Origin of the sequence: Oceanobacillus sojae (assembly GCF_007991515.1) — a bacterium.
Classification (GTDB): domain Bacteria; phylum Bacillota; class Bacilli; order Bacillales; family Amphibacillaceae; genus Oceanobacillus; species Oceanobacillus sojae.
In genome coordinates, this window is record NZ_BJYM01000012.1 from 61,289 (window position 1) to 77,101 (window position 15,813).

The window sequence follows — 15,813 nt, forward strand, 5'->3', positions numbered from 1 at the left end:
TCAAGCTCTTAAATAATAATTTAATCACTTTGCAGACTAATATACTATATTCCCGGCTTTTATATCTTTAAACCTCTTTCCGAAGAACAATTAATGTAAAATCATCCCGCAACTGAAAATCCTGCAATTTCTCAAAGTATTGATATACATTATCCACCAGCTCCTGTGCAGGTAAATCAATATATTTCCGAATTACTTCTAAAAGTTCTTCCGTTTCAATAAAACGGTCTCCATCCCGGCACTCTGAAACACCATCTGTCAAAAAGATAATCAAATCATCTTTATTAATATTTAATTCATATTCCCGGTATTCAGCATCCGGCATCACACCGAGAACAATACCTTTTGTACGGATTTCTTCAAATTCTTCCGTTTCTGCACGATAAATATATCCCGGTTCATGACCCGCAGAGGATAGTCTTAATTTACTTTCCATTGGCAGATAGTGTGCATAACACATCGTGATAAACATGCTTGAATCAATATTTCTCTCTACAACCCGATTCAAGTTTTCCAGAACCTTGTTTGGTGACATCGTTGCTTCGGGATAGCTGTCTATTGCATATTTAATCATAGACATACATAATGCCGCCGGTATCCCTTTACCGATAACATCTGCGATGGCAATTCCAATTGTTCCATTACTGCCTGCTGTAAAATGGTGATAATCCCCATTCATCTGATGAGCAGGTACACTAATAACCCCTATATCTACACCGTTTCTTTCCGGTTTTTGGGTCCCTAATAATGTCTTCTGCATATTGGCAGCAACAGAGATTTCAGCGGTCAGAACATTTTTTTCCTGTCTCAAATAATCTACTTCCTGCAATGCGAGTCCATAGAAAACAGTAGCTTCTAATAAAAATTCCATTGAAAGCTTATATTCATCCATTAACTGAGGATAGATATTCTCCATTGCCTGGATATGCAAATTAATTAATTCTTCAGGTAAAATGTTCTTTTTGATAAAAGCTTTACTAATTAATTCGAGGTCATATAGTGCTTTCTCATCTTGTGTATTTATATATTTTCTTAATAGCTCCTGATATTTAATTGAATTCTTTTCAATGGTCTCTTTCACTATAGTTACTCCCCCTATATTCCAAAGAACCCCGGAATCTTCTTTTCTCTTTTTAGGCTCTCCCAGAGATTGACGGCAGGTGTGTACCGCTCTTATGCATGCAATACTTTTATTCAGGTTTTGTAACTCTTTCGTTATACCCGTCAGCTGTCTAATTATCCTGTATTCCTATTCAAATAGGTACGATAAAAAAAAACTAATAGCTAAATTCTCCAGTCTGACAGAGTTAAGATTACCTGTCTCATCAGTAGGCTTTTCAACCTATATGATTCCGAAAGTCAGCGCCCGTAAACCTTCCGCCAATCTCCACTTTAAAATAGAAAATGGAGATTAGCGGAAGGTTTTATCTGTGATAAAACAAGGAAAGTTACTAAAATTAAAGGATTATCTGATCCATTTAATCGCTTTAATCTTAGTTCCTTCCCCGACGGTGGATTCTATATCAAAATCATCCATTAAACGCTTCACTCCAGGCAGACCCGCACCGAGTCCTCCAGAAGTAGTATAGCCATCTTGCATAACGCTGCTTATATCTTTAATTCCTGGGCCAGTATCAACAGCAATCATTAATATTCCCTTTTGACTGTTTGTATAGATGTATTCAAAACAAACCTGTCCATTTTCAGCATATAAATATATATTACGAGCTAATTCAGATACTGCTGTAGCGATTCTTGCCTGATCAACGGTGCCAAATCCAATCTCTTTTGCCATTTCCCGGCCAAGCTGTCTTGCTCCAACAATATCCCACTCTTTATGAATGTTGACACAGGATCTTGGGTTCATATATTAACCTCCCAATTCCTGGTGCAGCTTCACTAATCCTTGTTCTAAATCTAATGCAGTAGGGACATTTTGCAGGTGTATTCCTAAATCGATTAATGTCATTGCAACAGCAGGCTGAATTCCTGTTAATACGACGCGGGCCCCCATTAAATCCGACATGGATACAACATCACCTAGCACTTTTGCAATGAAGGAATCAATAATGTCTACAGATGTCAAATCAATTACAACACCTGTGGCACCTGTTTTATGAATTTTCGCTAATAGGTCCTCCTGAAATTGAATAGCTGTTTGATCGTCAATCTCAGTCTGAATAGAAATCAGCAAATATTTATGTAGTTTTAAAATAGGTATCCGCATTTTCTCTACTCCCCCTTAAGTGAATGCATTATATCTTCAATCCCTTGATTTTTAACATGTAAATCAACAACTTCTCTCTCGGTAATCTCAAGTGCTTTTGTAAAGCCCTTCTCCAATGTGCTTCTTGTTGGGAATTTACTTAAATCAATACCGATGTTTACAATGGTTTGGGCAATTTCCGGACGAATCCCTACAAGGATACATGTTGACCCAATCAGTCTGACCGCTTCTGCAGCCTGGATAATATGATGCGCGACCATCGTATCCACCACTGGAACTCCGGTAATATCAATTAATACAACTTCGGAGTTATGCTTAATTGTTCCCTCCAGTAAATTTTCCATAATCAATTTAGCTCTATCTGTGTCAATAGTACCAATCAGCGGCATTACCGTTATTCTTTCCATAACTGGAATTAACGGTGCTGATAGTTCCTGCAGAGCTACCCGCTGCAGAGAGAGGATATTTTCCCAGCTTCCTGAATACTCATTAACAAGCTGACGGATTAACGGCTCAATCCACTCATCCACACTAGTTAAGACATTTGAAAAATGATTCGAATCAACCTGATCTGCTTGTGCAAGTAAAAAATCAATGGTTACACGACGAAAAATCTGCAGTCCATCTGTGATGTAACTAAGAGGCCAGCCAAGGTTAATAATTTTCTCTGAGAACTCCTCTACTACCTTTGAGGATCCTTGATTTTGAATACTTGTGAAAATAACATTTACAAATTCACGGTTGGTATTTTCATAAAGCTCATCAGATATACTTGCCGTATAATTTCCAGCCTTTATCCTTCCAACCTCGTTCATCCAATTATCAACAATAGAATCACTATTATTGATAATTAATTCTTTCAGATTTTCATCCATAACTCGTTCCCTCCATATTTTCTTTTTCTAACATTTTCATTATATTACTGCTATTATTTGCTGCAATTACTACAAAAATATACCTATAGTTTTAGAAGGTTTACAACATCTCCATTGTAACACATATGGAATATATCTAACATTGATGTACTTGCTATAGATGCTTCTATCAAAATAGCTGGTAAATTTATATACCTCAGCATTAAGAATATAAAACTTTCATTATAGTTTTCACAACATATTTTAAGCGTTCTGCAAAGATATATATCCCGCTTTTCTTACTGCATTATTAAGACTCCAGAAAAAAGTCTAACAATTCCTTTGCACTATAGACAATTTTATCTGGTTTTGCAGCAGCTTCCGGCATTTGTCTGTTGCGATGATTCATCCAGACAGCCTGCCACCCGGCTTGCTTTGCTCCAACAACATCATTTGCAAAGGAATCTCCAACATAAACTGTTTTCGATTTTGTTAAATCAAGCTTATCTTCAATAAAATGAAATGCTTCTACAGAAGGTTTCGCATGTCCAATCGCTCCTGAAATGAATAAATAATCCTCAGGTATCCATCTGCTCAGCTTTAATTGCTTTATTTTCATGGTCTGGTGATCTTCTGCACCATTTGTTAAAACAGCCAGCTGCTTTTTACCTGCTGTAAGATAATCCAGCAATTGGACAGCTTCGTCAAATAATTCGATTTTCCCCTGCTCCTGAACATAGGTATTCTGAAATTCTAGAGCCTGCTCTGCTGATATCTCTATACCTGTATCTGCACAAGCATCTTTTATACGGCGAATATGCATTTCCTCCAGCGTTATTTTACCTGCTACCTGATCATCAAATAATTCATCACTATACTTACGGCTAAGCAGATAAAGATTGTCCAGCTCGCTATCCTCCAAGGATGCATTCAACATTTTTTTACATGTGGTTCTAAATGTTGCTGACTGGTCATACAAAGTATCATCCATATCAAAAATAATCGTATCCACAATTATCGACCTCCTTCTTCATTTTACTATATTTTTCAAAGGAGGAAAAATACTTACTGATACAGGAACTGATTAAGCTTTTTTCAGAATTAAATTAAGAGCTGCGCCCGGCTATTCCTAAAAAATGAATTTATGCTGAGCTTTGCATTTTCTCGGATTAATAAAAAAGACGGTTCTCTGTGAAAGAACCGTCTTTTTTATCTATTTATCATGAAATTATTAATTATTACTGTACACATCTCTTAAGCCAAGGCTTATTTCTAATGATTGATTGATTTTTTCCATCATTTCTTTATCGAGCTTTGTAATTTTGTCAGTTAATCGCTGCTTATCTAATGTGCGGATCTGTTCTAACAGAATGACTGAATTCCGGTCAAACCCATAACGTTTTGCATCGATCTCAACATGCGTCGGTAATTTAGCCTTTTGGATTTGAGCTGTAATAGCCGCTACAATAACAGTCGGACTAAATCGGTTACCGATATCATTTTGGAGAATAAGAACTGGTCGTACACCACCCTGTTCCGAACCAACCACAGGGGATAAGTCAGCAAAATAAACCTCGCCTCTTTGAACGATCACAAGTGTTACACCCCGATCACGGAGCGCTCTAGAGTTATTTCAGCCTCCTCTTCAGCTTGAAAAGCCTCTGAAGCAATCGTCAGATTAATTCTTGCCATTTCTTCATATCCACGTTGCATCGTTTCATGAAAACGCTGGAGGTGTTCTTCTTTTTTATGGTTTAAATAAATTTGAGTTGCTTCACAAATAAAATCGCTTAAGTCGGAGCTATTCTCATATTTCATTAACCCATCCACCTCACTCAATAAATTTTTCGGTATTTTCACCATGATTTCTTCTTTATTTTCAGCCAAAATCAAGCACCCCCGCCAACAATTAACGTTCATTATTAAATTTAATATCATAATAGCATTGTGAGCCTACTTTTGCAAAGGGGTTATGGCGAATTTGTAAAAAAATCATGTAAATTTGTCGTTTTAAACCTTAATTTATGTGGTATTTAAAATATTTGAAGTATAAAAAAATAATATTTTACCCTTTCGCTAAAAAACATTATTTACCATATAATTTTATGTTTCTTTAAGCTTTACAGCAGCTGCTTCAGAAAAATCCATACTAATTACAAGGATTAATTACGGAAAATATTTGTGTTTTTGTTAAAATTAAACGCATCATTTTACAATTCAAATAAATATAGTGCAGATATAATACTTCGTTTTATCTATTCAACGAAATAAATACCTGTCTATTAATTATATGCCAATATGTTAAAATCATACCTCTATAAGACAATGTTCGAGATTGAGCCAATTGACAAGCAGCAGATTTCTTCATTGATGAATACTTTCAAACACTTATTTTAAGCCAGCTTTAACGAAGCCGTAATATAACAAAAGCAGGCCCGTTCACACGAAGCCTGCCAATATATAACCGTATCATTTTATTGTTTGTCCTTGAACAGATTGTGCTACTTCAATCATTTCTTCTTTAGTCAGCTCCGTACTTGCCAGTTGATAATCAACGCCTTGATAAGTCCATTTTAATGTGTTACCTTCCAAGGCTCCAACTGTAGTACCAAGATTTACAATATCCCCATCCACTTCTTCAGGAGCTGCACTAGCCGGTGCGGTTTCTCTGATTTCCTGAACAAGCGTAAAGTTTTTCTCTCCTTCAAAGGTTGTGATAATGCGCTCGCCATCCTCTAAAGCTACCTCTTTCTTCTCCGCCACCTCTGCTCCAGCTGTAAATGTCGGGTACAGTGTCCGTACTTCCTGAGCTGCTGTTTCTACTGCTTCACCTTCTTCTGAGGCGGATGCTTCATCATCTGCTTCTTTTTCCATATTTTTCTCCATTGAAAAATCATCTTCTTCAAATGCTGCGTCTAAATCAAAGCCATGAAAAGTCACATTAACCAACGGTTCGCCATCTTGATTTAAAACATTGACCATCACTGGAGTATAGCTGGATTTATCAAAGTAGATTTCTTGAGCTGGTAAATTATTGTTACTTTGGTAATTTGTCTTTGTCTTAAAAATATAATGGTCTTCTGTTGTTTCAAATTGCGCCTCTGGATCACTTACAACATCATTAACAAGTGATTGAAATAAATACGGCTGACTGCTATTTTCCGGCCATTCTGATTGGAATTTGAAGCTTTTCTCCAATGCCGGCGTTAGCACAAAGACACCATCTGTATTTTTTAGGATTACTTGACTTTCGTTCTGCTCCGCTTCATTTTCAAGCTTTACTCGATATTGATCATCTGCCTGATACCATATATCAATTAAAAAAGTTTGTTCTTGATCACTTGTATTCATCGTCATATCCGCAGTCGCTTTATAACCGTCTAAATCCGCAACTGCCTTCTGCAATTTTTCCACAACATCTTCCTGTGTTTTTTCTCCACATGCGGAAAGCAGCAGACCCAATGCACTTAATAGTAAAACGACACCGAAAAAACGTTTCTTTATCATTAGCATATCTCCCTTGTCTCAATTAACAGAGGGAACATTTTGTTTTATGAAAAATTCACACCGTGTTTAAGAAAATGTACGGATTGCTTTCGGAATACCTTGAATAACATCTCCCGCAAGCAAATCCTGTTCCGAGTGCTTTTCTTGGACTAGTAAGTCTGCAGATTTTCCGTGCAGGAAGCAAGCATTATTTATCCCTGCAAAAAAAGATTTACTTTGCATAATCATAGCTAAAATCATTCCGGTCAATACATCCCCGCTGCCGCCTTTGGCAAGTCCTGGATTCCCGCTCGATTCGACTGTCTGGTTTCCTTCCGGGTCAGTAATAATCGTATGCTTTCCTTTTAACACAAGATAGCAGTTAAATTTCTTTGCAAAATCAGCGCTGTACCGGAAAGGTTCCAACAATAAATCAGAAACAGATATATCCATCAATGCTGCAAGTTCGCCAGGATGCGGTGTTAAAATAAGCGGAGCTTGTCTTGCTCCAAAATCTGTTAAATACGATTTCAGATGGTAAAGACCGTCAGCATCGACAACGATTGGCCCTTTATACCTGAGCAATGCCGGAAGAATTTCTTTTCCGGTTTCTTCCCTCCTGCCTATACCTATTCCAACAGCAATCGCGTCAAAACTGGACAAGTCAATATTGTCGATTCCAGCAATATAGCCATTTTTTTCTGTAGTAGAGATATACATAGCCTCCGGATTATTCCCAGCAATCATAGAAATAACGTCTTTTACTGATGCAGTCGTTAATAAACCTGCTCCAGTCCTCAGTGCTGCCCTCGTCGTCATTAAAACAGATCCTGGCATAAACTGGCTGCCACCTATAATCAGTCCTCTTCCATGATCTCCTTTATGTGAATTCTCTTCCCGCTTTGGAAAAGACTCCTGAAAACTGGATGTGGTCCACAAGCGTCTTTTTGTTTGCTTCTCAAAAAGACTTTGAGGAAATCCGATATCAGCTATAATCCATTCTCCAAAATAAGAGGACATATGCTGACAGACTGCTGATTGCTTTACTGCACCAATCATAATCGTTGCATCTGCTTTGACTGCTTGAAAAACCGGTGAGCCTTCCTCTGCTGGCAGACCACTCGGTATATCAATGGAAATAACATAAGCATTTTTTTCATTCACTTGTCTGACTGCAGTTAGTATATCTCCTCTTAATTCACCGCGTACACCAATACCAAGCATTGCATCAATAATAACATCCGCTTCCTTTAAAGCAGTTTCTGATACACTTTCTTGATACTGCTCGACCCGGCCGCCAAATTGACGATAAATTTTCTTATGATAAGCTGCATCTCCTGTTATTTTTTCATCTGGTGCAACCTGGATTGTTTTGACAGGATAACCTGCTTCTAAAAGTACACGGGCAATGACAAACCCATCTCCGCCATTATTTCCGCTGCCAATCAAAATAACGATCTTATTTTCTTTGGATATCCTTTTCTCTATTTCCCTGCTTGCTTCTCTACCTGCATTCTCCATGAGTATTTTTGCATCAAGTCCAATCGTACCAATTGTTTCCCGGTCAACCCTGTACATTTCTTCCGCGGTAACAATATACAATTTTGTTCCCTCCTACCGCAATAAAATATATGAGACAAACTATGCGTTTATGCATTTCCTGTTTGTATTTATTTTCTTTAAGAGCTTATTTCTTCTCTAATAAAACCTGTGCAACCGCGTGCTCCCTGCTGTGGGATATAGACAAGTGGATATGTATATCCTCCATGCCCACTACCTGCATTTCAGGTGCTCCATTGAGGTTATTTTTAATTTCGATTTGTTGAAAGCCTATTTTCCCTATCCCTGTTCCATTTGCTTTTGCAAAGGCTTCTTTTGCAGCAAATCGACCTGATACATATTCCACGCGACGATGGGCAGTTAAACCCATTGCTTTTTCTTGTTCTGCTTTTGTTAACACTCGCTCTAAAAATCGGTCATTTTTCTCCAGCAGCCGTTTAACCCTTTTTAATTCGATGATATCAATCCCTGTTCCAAGTATCATTTTCACTGCTCCTAAAAGTTATTCCATGTATGAAAACACCTTTTTAATGGTCATAATCTATATTATTTCTTATTATATTATATAGGATATCTTATTCACTTTGAAAGCTTTGACTATGAGGGGGCACTCTATGTTTATCAGAACGGAACGGAGCGTAAAGGAATTTTTTCAATTATATCCCGTTGTAACAATTATTGTCGGGATCAATATATTATTTTGGTTTATTATCGACTTTTTAAATTTACGAATTGGCAATGAAATAAGATTTTACGGGATAGGGATTAATGCCGCTATTGCAGCCGGAGAATGGTGGAGGCTGATTACGCCTGTTTTTCTTCATGCCGGAGCTATGCATATGCTGTTTAATTCCTTTTCGCTTGTATTGTTTGGCCCTGCCCTCGAGCAGATGCTTGGTAAAATCAAATTTATATTAGCTTATCTTGGTACGGCTGTTACAGCAAATGTTATTATCTACCTGATAGAATCACCTAACTACGCACATTTAGGTGCATCCGGAGCAATTTTTGGTTTATTTGGGATTTACGTTTATATGTCTATTTTCCGCAAAGATTTAATCGATCAATCCAGCATTCAAATCGTCGGAGTGATCGTAGCCATTGGACTGGTGATGACATTTTTAAGAAGCAATATTAGTATATTAGGACATTTATTTGGTTTATTCAGCGGTTTTATCTACGCTCCGCTTCTCCTCGCTGGTGTGAAAAGCTATTCTCCATGGGCACGTCCGCGACCGAGGAAAAGAAAGTATGCAGATGACGACAATGGACCGCAGTTTGATCCAGACCGTTGGAATAAAAAACGAAAGATGCCAGAGGTTATCCGAAAAAATATGCTATGGATAGTTGTAGGTATTATCGCTGTTTTATGGTTATTAGGACAGGCAAATATATTATAGGATTTCATTAAAACACTCAGCTGATCATGGTATTTTCTCATGCTCAGCTTTTTTTATTTTATTGAAAACTTGAAACATATGTAAACAAACCTACCCTTTATGCTATAATAATCTCACCTCGTAATTCCCCCAAATTAAATAAAGGAGGTTTCTTATGGAAATCTGCATTTCATTGATTTTTTTCCTGTTTGGAATCATTTTTGGTTCGTTTTTTATGGTCGTAGGCATTCGGCTTCCACAAAAAATCTCATTTACTCACGGGCGCTCTAAATGTCCTTCCTGCAGCTGTCAGCTTGCGTGGTATGATAACATTCCCATTCTATCTTATATCCTTTTAAGAGGCCGCTGCCGGAAATGCCGCTATAAAATTTCCTCATTATATCCGCTGATAGAAGTTTTTACAGGCTTTCTTTTTGTCCTCTGTTACCTGCACGCAGCCTCTCTTCCAGAACTGCTTCTTTCCCTTTTATTTATGTCATTATTGATTATAATTATCATAACTGATTTATGTTATATGTTAATTCCTAATAAACTGCTTGCTTTTTACCTTCCCGCTTTTATTCTCTTCCGTATAATAGAACCTTTGAATCCCTGGTGGAACTCTGTGGCAGGAGGACTTACCGGATTCCTGATTATCTTTATTGTAATCTTATGGAATAAACAAGGGATAGGGGGTGGAGATATGAAATTATTGGCTGTACTCGGCATTGTATTAGGACCGTCTCATGTCATTGCAGCCTTTTTGCTGGCTTGTTTTTCTGGAGCATTAATCGGCAGTATTTTAATACATTTTGGACTGATTCAACGGAATAAACCCTTCCCTTTTGGACCTTTCATAGCTTTCGGAGCTATCCTTGCTTATTTTCTTGGAGAGGTGATTATCCAGTGGTATTTGAATTTATTTACCATATAGAAATATCAGTAAACCTTCTGGCCAGATTCATAAAATATATTTTATTCCAAGCAAAACAAATAATACAAATATAACAATTAATATCCCAGCTTACTTCCTGATAAATCTAATATTTTTTATAATAGAAAAACCCTTGTAAAATTTGTTATTACAAATTTACAAAAACATATGTACAATTACCGTTATTTATGTCTATAATAAAATTGAATAAAACATAACAAGATTAAAATTATCTTTAGATAATTATAAAATCTTAATAAAAACCATGTTATCGACTTCATTACTGCAGGCAGCTGCACTTGCAATGTAACACACATTAAAAAACAAAGAGTATAACTAAGCAGTGGCAGAAGCGTTGAACAAACTGTACAATGAAGATAAATAATATTTTCTATTCAACATTAAAGACGAGGGGGAAAAAATAATGAATATTATCCAAGCAGAAAATTATCAGCAAATGAGTGAGCTTGCTGCAAAAAAATTGATAGAACAGATAAACAGTAAATCAGACAGTGTGCTCGGTCTGGCAACTGGCTCAACACCAGAAGGGCTATATGAAGAAATTATTAAAGCGCACAAAGAGGGCAACGTTTCCTTCAAGGACGTTACAACCTTCAATTTAGATGAGTATGTCGGGCTCTCCAAAGACAATGATCAAAGCTATTACTATTATATGCATAAGCTTCTATTTGACCATATTGATTTAAAAGATAACCAAGCTAACCTGCCTAATGGGGATGCAGAGGATCTACAGGAAGAATGCAGCCGATATGAAGCTTCCATTCAACAAGCCGGCGGTATTGACATTCAAATCTTAGGAATCGGCTTAAATGGGCATATCGGATTTAATGAACCAGGCACACCCTTCTCGATCCAAACACATATTGTTGACTTGGATGCGTCGACTCGAAATGCCAATGCCCGCTTCTTTGATTCCATTGATGAAGTACCATTACAAGCTATCACGATGGGTATTGATTCTATTATGCAGACCAAACAAATTATTCTGTTAGTATCTGGATCAAAAAAAGCAGAAGCATTAGAAAAATTGGTAAATGGCCCAGTAACGGAAGATTTTCCGGCTTCCATTTTACAAAAACATCCAAATGTAACGATTATTGCTGACCGCGAGGCATTGGCTGAACTTTCTCAATAAGAAAATATAAAAAAGCATTGGCTGGTGTATGATACACTGGCCAATGCTTTTTTATTGTCTTTATTATTTATTCTTAACGGTCATCCCGTCTTTTACGCTGGAAATTACCTTTCCCTTTGCGATTTCTGCCGCCTTGATTACGTCCGCCTTGTCCACGGCCTCCATAATAGCGTTTGTTATTATTACGACGGTTATTATCTTTTGAGCTTTTAGCTTTTTTCACGCTGATTGGTGCTGCCGAAGAAATACGTACAGGTGTATCTCTTCTTTCTTTTGTCATCATGCTGATTGCAGCAGCAACAACTGTAACAGAATCATGATCCTCTAATAATTCCTTTGCAGCATCAAAGTAAGGCTTCAAATCTTTTTGATCAATTGCCTTTTTCATTTTATCAATGGTTACTTGTTGCTGTCCGCGTTGTGCATCCTGATTTGTAGGCGGGGTCAAACGCTTCATTTTACTTTTTGTTGTTTTTTCAATCAAGCTTAGATGAGCCATTTCTCTTGGTGTAATAAAGGAAATAGCTTCCCCTGTTTTTCCTGCTCTTCCAGTTCTTCCGATACGGTGAACATAGCTTTCGGGATCCTGAGGAATATCAAAGTTGTACACATGTGTTACACCGGAAATATCTAATCCGCGGGCTGCAACGTCTGTAGCAACAAGAACATCTACACGTCCCTGCTTAAATTTATTCAATACAGACATACGTTTACCCTGTGTCAAATCTCCATGAATTCCTTCAGCACGGTAGCCTCTTGCTTGAAGCCCTTCTGTAATTTCATCCACACGTTTTTTTGTTCTGGCAAAAACGATAGCTAATTCAGGAGAATTAATATCCAAATGATTATTCAGCGTTTCAAACTTGAATTTCTCAGGAATTTCAATGAAATACTGATCAATATTCTCCACTGTCATTTCTTTTGCTTTTACTTTTACTTCTTTTGGTTCTCTCATAAGCGTAGTGGCAATATCGCGGATTTCTTTAGGCATGGTCGCAGAGAAAAGCAATGTTTGTCTGTCTTCAGGAATACCTTTTAAAATTTCACGGATATCATCAATAAAGCCCATATTAAGCATTTCATCTGCTTCATCAAGAACTGCTGTATGCACTTCATCAATGCGAATTGTTTTGCGGCGCATGTGGTCCATTAAACGTCCCGGTGTTGCAACCACAATTTGCGGGCCATCTTTTAATGCACGAATCTGGCGGTCCATTGGAGATCCTCCGAAGATTGCAAGTGCCCGTATACGTTTGAATTTAGCTAGACGATTGATCTCTTCAGCTACCTGAATAGCAAGCTCACGCGTAGGCGCAACAATTAAGCCTTGTACCTTCCTCAGCTTGGGATTAACTTTATTAATTAATGGAATACCAAATGCAGCGGTTTTCCCTGTACCAGTTTGCGCTTGTCCAATTACATCATTTCCTTCTAGCGCATATGGAATAGTCTCTGCCTGAATAGGAGTTGCTTCTTCAAACCCCATTTCTTCTAAAGCTTTCATTATTGGCGCAGAAACACCTAGTTCATTAAATTTAGTCACGTAATCGTCGACTCCTTTTTGTTTTTTATTGCAAAAGAGGCCTTATAAAGAGTTTCTCATACTTTTCATCATATTATACAAACCAGTAAAATTCCTGAGTCACCCGGACAAACAAGCAGAGAGTTATTTACACCATTCTGCTTTTATATAAATTTATTATGGGTAATTGTCCATAAAGTTTCCATCTCGAGTCAATTAGGATTGTTGGTCACACAAGTGTCTTCAATGGCAGAGTAATCACAAATATTTTCGATGGGACAAGTAATCCTGTTCCCAGAATGTAAAAGTCTCAACTTGTGTTCCTTCTTAATTTAAACAGGAGGTAAGTCTCCCTGAATCACTCAACTTATCTTCAGTGGAAGAAAAATTTAATTCCTTCACTGAATGAAGCTTCGTTTTATCATATTTACTGATTTACTACCTAAAAATTGCTGATTGAATGAATATTTCACTCCACATCAGCAATTAAACGAATAACGTATTTCATGTGCGTATTCATTATCAACGTTTAAAGTACAAAAAAGGCATAACCAATTTTAATAAGGTAAGAGGCCTCTATAAAAATGCTCCCTTAATCATACCACACTTATAAGTCAGATATCCAGTGCACAGATTAAAATGATTTTTTTTTCGTAACATGATAAAATATAATTGGGTATGTATGCGTGTGCACTAGGAATTTCCAGCTTCATTTTATATAGAGACTGCTCTTTTTATCAATGAAGTTTATTACAAATACAATATACGCTCACATACAGTTCTTCGCGTTGAACAAGTAATTCTATCAAGAAGAACAATACATAATGATGAAAATGCGAAAAGGGAGTTATCACCATGCGTCAGTCCGCGTTCAACCCTAAAGCAGCAGTTGTTATTGGGGTTTTTTCTATATCTACATCAGCAATTTTCGTCCGGCTTGCTTCAGAAGCATCTGCTTCCATCATAGCAAATTATCGTCTTTTATTTGCTGCTTTACTCTTATTGCCTTTTATTTTATTTCATTATAAGCATGAGTTTAAACGTATTACCACTAAAAATTGGGGCCTCTCTATTCTTGCCGGTGTCTTTCTTGCTTTATTTTTTATTTTGTGGTTTGAATCATTAAATCATACCTCTGTTGCCAGCAGCGTTGTGCTTATATCACTCCAGCCAATCCTGGCCTTTATCGGAACATACTTTATCTTTGGCGAACGTTTTTCATCCGGAGCTGTCATCAGCATATTTATTGTTTTACTCGGTGGATTGATTATAGGCTCTGGAGATTTTCAATTATCTGGAGACGTACTATACGGGGACATGCTTGCTTTACTCGGAGCGATTGCTGTAACTACTTATTTTTTATCAGGTCAGCATGTGCGGAAAAATGTTTCTCTGATTACCTACACATTTATAGTCTATAGTATCAGTGCGGTTACCTTAACACTTTTTAATATAATACAGCAGGAAAACTTCTTTTCTTACCCGGCCAGCCATTGGTGGATTTTTATCGCTTTGGCGATTATACCAACCTTTTTAGGGCATTCTCTTTTTAACTGGTCGTTAAAATGGTTAAGCACGTCTACTATTTCTATGGCAATTGTATTTGAACCTGTCGGAGCGGGTATCCTTGCTTTTCTTATTTTAAATGAAGCACCGACCTGGGCCCAATTTCTTGGGGGGACTATAATTGTAATCGGACTATTTCTGTTTATCCTCAGCACTTCACGGAAAAAAAAGATTACCATTTCAACAAAGAATTATAAATAAATACTCATAAAGTAGGTGAAGCAATGACAATTCAATTAATGACAGACAGCTCTGCTGATTTACCCGTATTCTTAAAAAACAAACTTCACGTAGAAATTGTTCCTTTGTACCTTCATTTTAGTGATGGTCAGTACACTTGCGGACAAACGATGGATATCGAATTATTTCATCAGAAAGTGAAGAATTTGGGAGAGGTACCGCGTTCAGCAGCGCCCAGCCCTTCCGATTTCTATGAAGCGTATAAAAAGATTTCACCTGAGAAGAAAATTCTGATGTTAAGTATATCAAGTGAAATAAGCAGTACTTATTCAAATGCAGTAGCAGGAAAAAACATGTTATTAGAGGAAGAACCTGATCGTGTTATTGAGGTGCTTAATACAAAAACTGCTTCCTGCGGGATATGCCTGCTTATACATGAAGCTAATAAAAAAATAAAGGAAGGGTACCAATTTAACGAACTTGTCAGTCATTTAACAGAACGCATTGAACAGACAACTACTTTATTTGTATTAAAAAGTTTAGATAATCTTGTTTTAGGCGGACGTTTAGAGAAAATTAAAGGAAAAATTGCAAAAACATTAAATATAAAAGTGCTTATGAAAGCGACAGATAAGGGTGCTATTGATGTCGTTGAAAAAGTACGCGGGGAAAAGAAGTCATTGCAGCGGTTCATTGATCAAATTGGGGAGTATGCAGAGGATACTGAAAATAAAATCATTACAATGACCTATTGCCGGGATAAAGAAAGGGCTATGAATGTTTTAGAAAAAATTCGCAGCAAATATGCTTTTTATGATGTTATTTTAGAGGAATCCGGTCCGCTCATTTCAACATATGGCGGAGAAGGGGCCCTGGTTATTTCATTCTTTAAAAAATAATACAGGAGAAAATCACTTGTTATTTAATACAGTGACTTCCTTACTGAAAA

Annotated in this window: 16 protein-coding genes; 5 read left to right on the forward strand and 11 right to left on the reverse strand. The window is 37.1% G+C overall.

Features of this window, described 5'->3' with window-relative positions; genetic code table 11:
- Positions 1-67 precede the first annotated feature (67 nt).
- The 10 genes from OSO01_RS14415 to acpS all read right to left on the reverse strand — a co-directional run bounded on the left by OSO01_RS14415 (position 68) and on the right by acpS (position 8,611).
- On the reverse strand, positions 68-1,081 hold the full coding sequence (locus OSO01_RS14415) for a PP2C family protein-serine/threonine phosphatase (RefSeq protein WP_147211139.1): 1,014 nt from the start codon (positions 1,079-1,081) through the stop codon (positions 68-70).
- 384 nt (positions 1,082-1,465) lie between these two features.
- Entirely contained in the window at positions 1,466-1,867 is a 402-nt protein-coding gene (locus OSO01_RS14420; protein WP_147211140.1) for an anti-sigma regulatory factor, read from the reverse strand.
- Between the two features lie 3 nt (positions 1,868-1,870).
- Positions 1,871-2,227, reverse strand: a complete 357-nt coding sequence (locus tag OSO01_RS14425) for an STAS domain-containing protein (RefSeq protein ID WP_147211141.1) — start codon at positions 2,225-2,227, stop codon at positions 1,871-1,873.
- A gap of 5 nt (positions 2,228-2,232) precedes the next feature.
- A complete protein-coding gene (gene rsbRA / locus OSO01_RS14430; RefSeq protein WP_147211142.1) occupies positions 2,233-3,102 on the reverse strand; it encodes an RsbT co-antagonist protein RsbRA in 870 nt (289 codons plus the stop codon).
- A 289-nt stretch (positions 3,103-3,391) separates the two neighbouring features.
- On the reverse strand, positions 3,392-4,093 hold the full coding sequence (locus tag OSO01_RS14435; RefSeq protein WP_147211143.1) for an HAD family hydrolase: 702 nt from the start codon (positions 4,091-4,093) through the stop codon (positions 3,392-3,394).
- 219 nt (positions 4,094-4,312) lie between these two features.
- Positions 4,313-4,675, reverse strand: coding sequence for a type II toxin-antitoxin system PemK/MazF family toxin (locus tag OSO01_RS14440; protein WP_042532419.1), 363 nt, complete (start codon positions 4,673-4,675; stop codon positions 4,313-4,315).
- Between the two features lie 5 nt (positions 4,676-4,680).
- The gene (locus OSO01_RS14445; RefSeq protein WP_371863303.1) at positions 4,681-4,944 is read right to left on the reverse strand and encodes a CopG family ribbon-helix-helix protein; all 264 of its coding nucleotides are present in this window, start codon (positions 4,942-4,944) and stop codon (positions 4,681-4,683) included.
- Positions 4,945-5,550: 606 nt separating this feature from the next.
- A complete protein-coding gene (locus tag OSO01_RS14450) occupies positions 5,551-6,588 on the reverse strand; it encodes a LolA family protein (protein ID WP_147211144.1) in 1,038 nt (345 codons plus the stop codon).
- A 66-nt stretch (positions 6,589-6,654) separates the two neighbouring features.
- Positions 6,655-8,169, reverse strand: coding sequence for an NAD(P)H-hydrate dehydratase (locus OSO01_RS14455; protein ID WP_147211145.1), 1,515 nt, complete (start codon positions 8,167-8,169; stop codon positions 6,655-6,657).
- 85 nt (positions 8,170-8,254) lie between these two features.
- Complete coding sequence (gene acpS, locus OSO01_RS14460) at positions 8,255-8,611, reverse strand: holo-ACP synthase (protein WP_147211146.1); 357 nt, start codon at positions 8,609-8,611, stop codon at positions 8,255-8,257.
- 130 nt (positions 8,612-8,741) lie between these two features.
- Between acpS and OSO01_RS14465 the strand changes: the two genes are divergently transcribed.
- The 3 genes from OSO01_RS14465 to nagB all read left to right on the forward strand — a co-directional run bounded on the left by OSO01_RS14465 (position 8,742) and on the right by nagB (position 11,596).
- On the forward strand, positions 8,742-9,527 hold the full coding sequence (locus tag OSO01_RS14465; RefSeq protein ID WP_147211147.1) for a rhomboid family intramembrane serine protease: 786 nt from the start codon (positions 8,742-8,744) through the stop codon (positions 9,525-9,527).
- Between the two features lie 154 nt (positions 9,528-9,681).
- Entirely contained in the window at positions 9,682-10,440 is a 759-nt protein-coding gene (locus tag OSO01_RS14470) for a prepilin peptidase (RefSeq protein WP_147211148.1), read from the forward strand.
- A 424-nt stretch (positions 10,441-10,864) separates the two neighbouring features.
- On the forward strand, positions 10,865-11,596 hold the full coding sequence (gene nagB / locus OSO01_RS14475; RefSeq protein WP_147211149.1) for a glucosamine-6-phosphate deaminase: 732 nt from the start codon (positions 10,865-10,867) through the stop codon (positions 11,594-11,596).
- 73 nt (positions 11,597-11,669) lie between these two features.
- Here the strand turns inward: nagB and cshA are convergent, their stop codons facing one another.
- Complete coding sequence (cshA, locus tag OSO01_RS14480; RefSeq protein ID WP_147211150.1) at positions 11,670-13,139, reverse strand: degradosome RNA helicase CshA; 1,470 nt, start codon at positions 13,137-13,139, stop codon at positions 11,670-11,672.
- A gap of 834 nt (positions 13,140-13,973) precedes the next feature.
- Between cshA and OSO01_RS14485 the strand changes: the two genes are divergently transcribed.
- Positions 13,974-14,885 (forward strand): DMT family transporter, encoded by a 912-nt coding sequence (locus OSO01_RS14485; RefSeq protein WP_147211151.1) that lies wholly within the window; start codon positions 13,974-13,976, stop codon positions 14,883-14,885.
- A gap of 23 nt (positions 14,886-14,908) precedes the next feature.
- Positions 14,909-15,763 (forward strand): DegV family protein, encoded by an 855-nt coding sequence (locus OSO01_RS14490; RefSeq protein WP_147211152.1) that lies wholly within the window; start codon positions 14,909-14,911, stop codon positions 15,761-15,763.
- The last annotated feature ends 50 nt before the right edge of the window (positions 15,764-15,813 follow it).

What these genes read in the sequence shown, in the direction of transcription:
- OSO01_RS14420 (WP_147211140.1), bottom strand. Translation starts at nt 1,867, where the DNA reads ATGAACCCAAGATCCTGTGTCAACATTCATAAAGAGTGGGATATTGTT.
- OSO01_RS14425 (WP_147211141.1), bottom strand. Translation starts at nt 2,227, where the DNA reads ATGCGGATACCTATTTTAAAACTACATAAATATTTGCTGATTTCTATT.
- rsbRA (WP_147211142.1), bottom strand. Translation starts at nt 3,102, where the DNA reads ATGGATGAAAATCTGAAAGAATTAATTATCAATAATAGTGATTCTATT.
- OSO01_RS14445 (WP_371863303.1), bottom strand. Translation starts at nt 4,944, where the DNA reads ATGGTGAAAATACCGAAAAATTTATTGAGTGAGGTGGATGGGTTAATG.
- OSO01_RS14450 (WP_147211144.1), bottom strand. Translation starts at nt 6,588, where the DNA reads ATGATAAAGAAACGTTTTTTCGGTGTCGTTTTACTATTAAGTGCATTG.
- acpS (WP_147211146.1), bottom strand. Translation starts at nt 8,611, where the DNA reads ATGATACTTGGAACAGGGATTGATATCATCGAATTAAAAAGGGTTAAA.
- OSO01_RS14465 (WP_147211147.1), top strand. Translation starts at nt 8,742, where the DNA reads ATGTTTATCAGAACGGAACGGAGCGTAAAGGAATTTTTTCAATTATAT.
- OSO01_RS14470 (WP_147211148.1), top strand. Translation starts at nt 9,682, where the DNA reads ATGGAAATCTGCATTTCATTGATTTTTTTCCTGTTTGGAATCATTTTT.
- nagB (WP_147211149.1), top strand. Translation starts at nt 10,865, where the DNA reads ATGAATATTATCCAAGCAGAAAATTATCAGCAAATGAGTGAGCTTGCT.
- OSO01_RS14485 (WP_147211151.1), top strand. Translation starts at nt 13,974, where the DNA reads ATGCGTCAGTCCGCGTTCAACCCTAAAGCAGCAGTTGTTATTGGGGTT.
- OSO01_RS14490 (WP_147211152.1), top strand. Translation starts at nt 14,909, where the DNA reads ATGACAATTCAATTAATGACAGACAGCTCTGCTGATTTACCCGTATTC.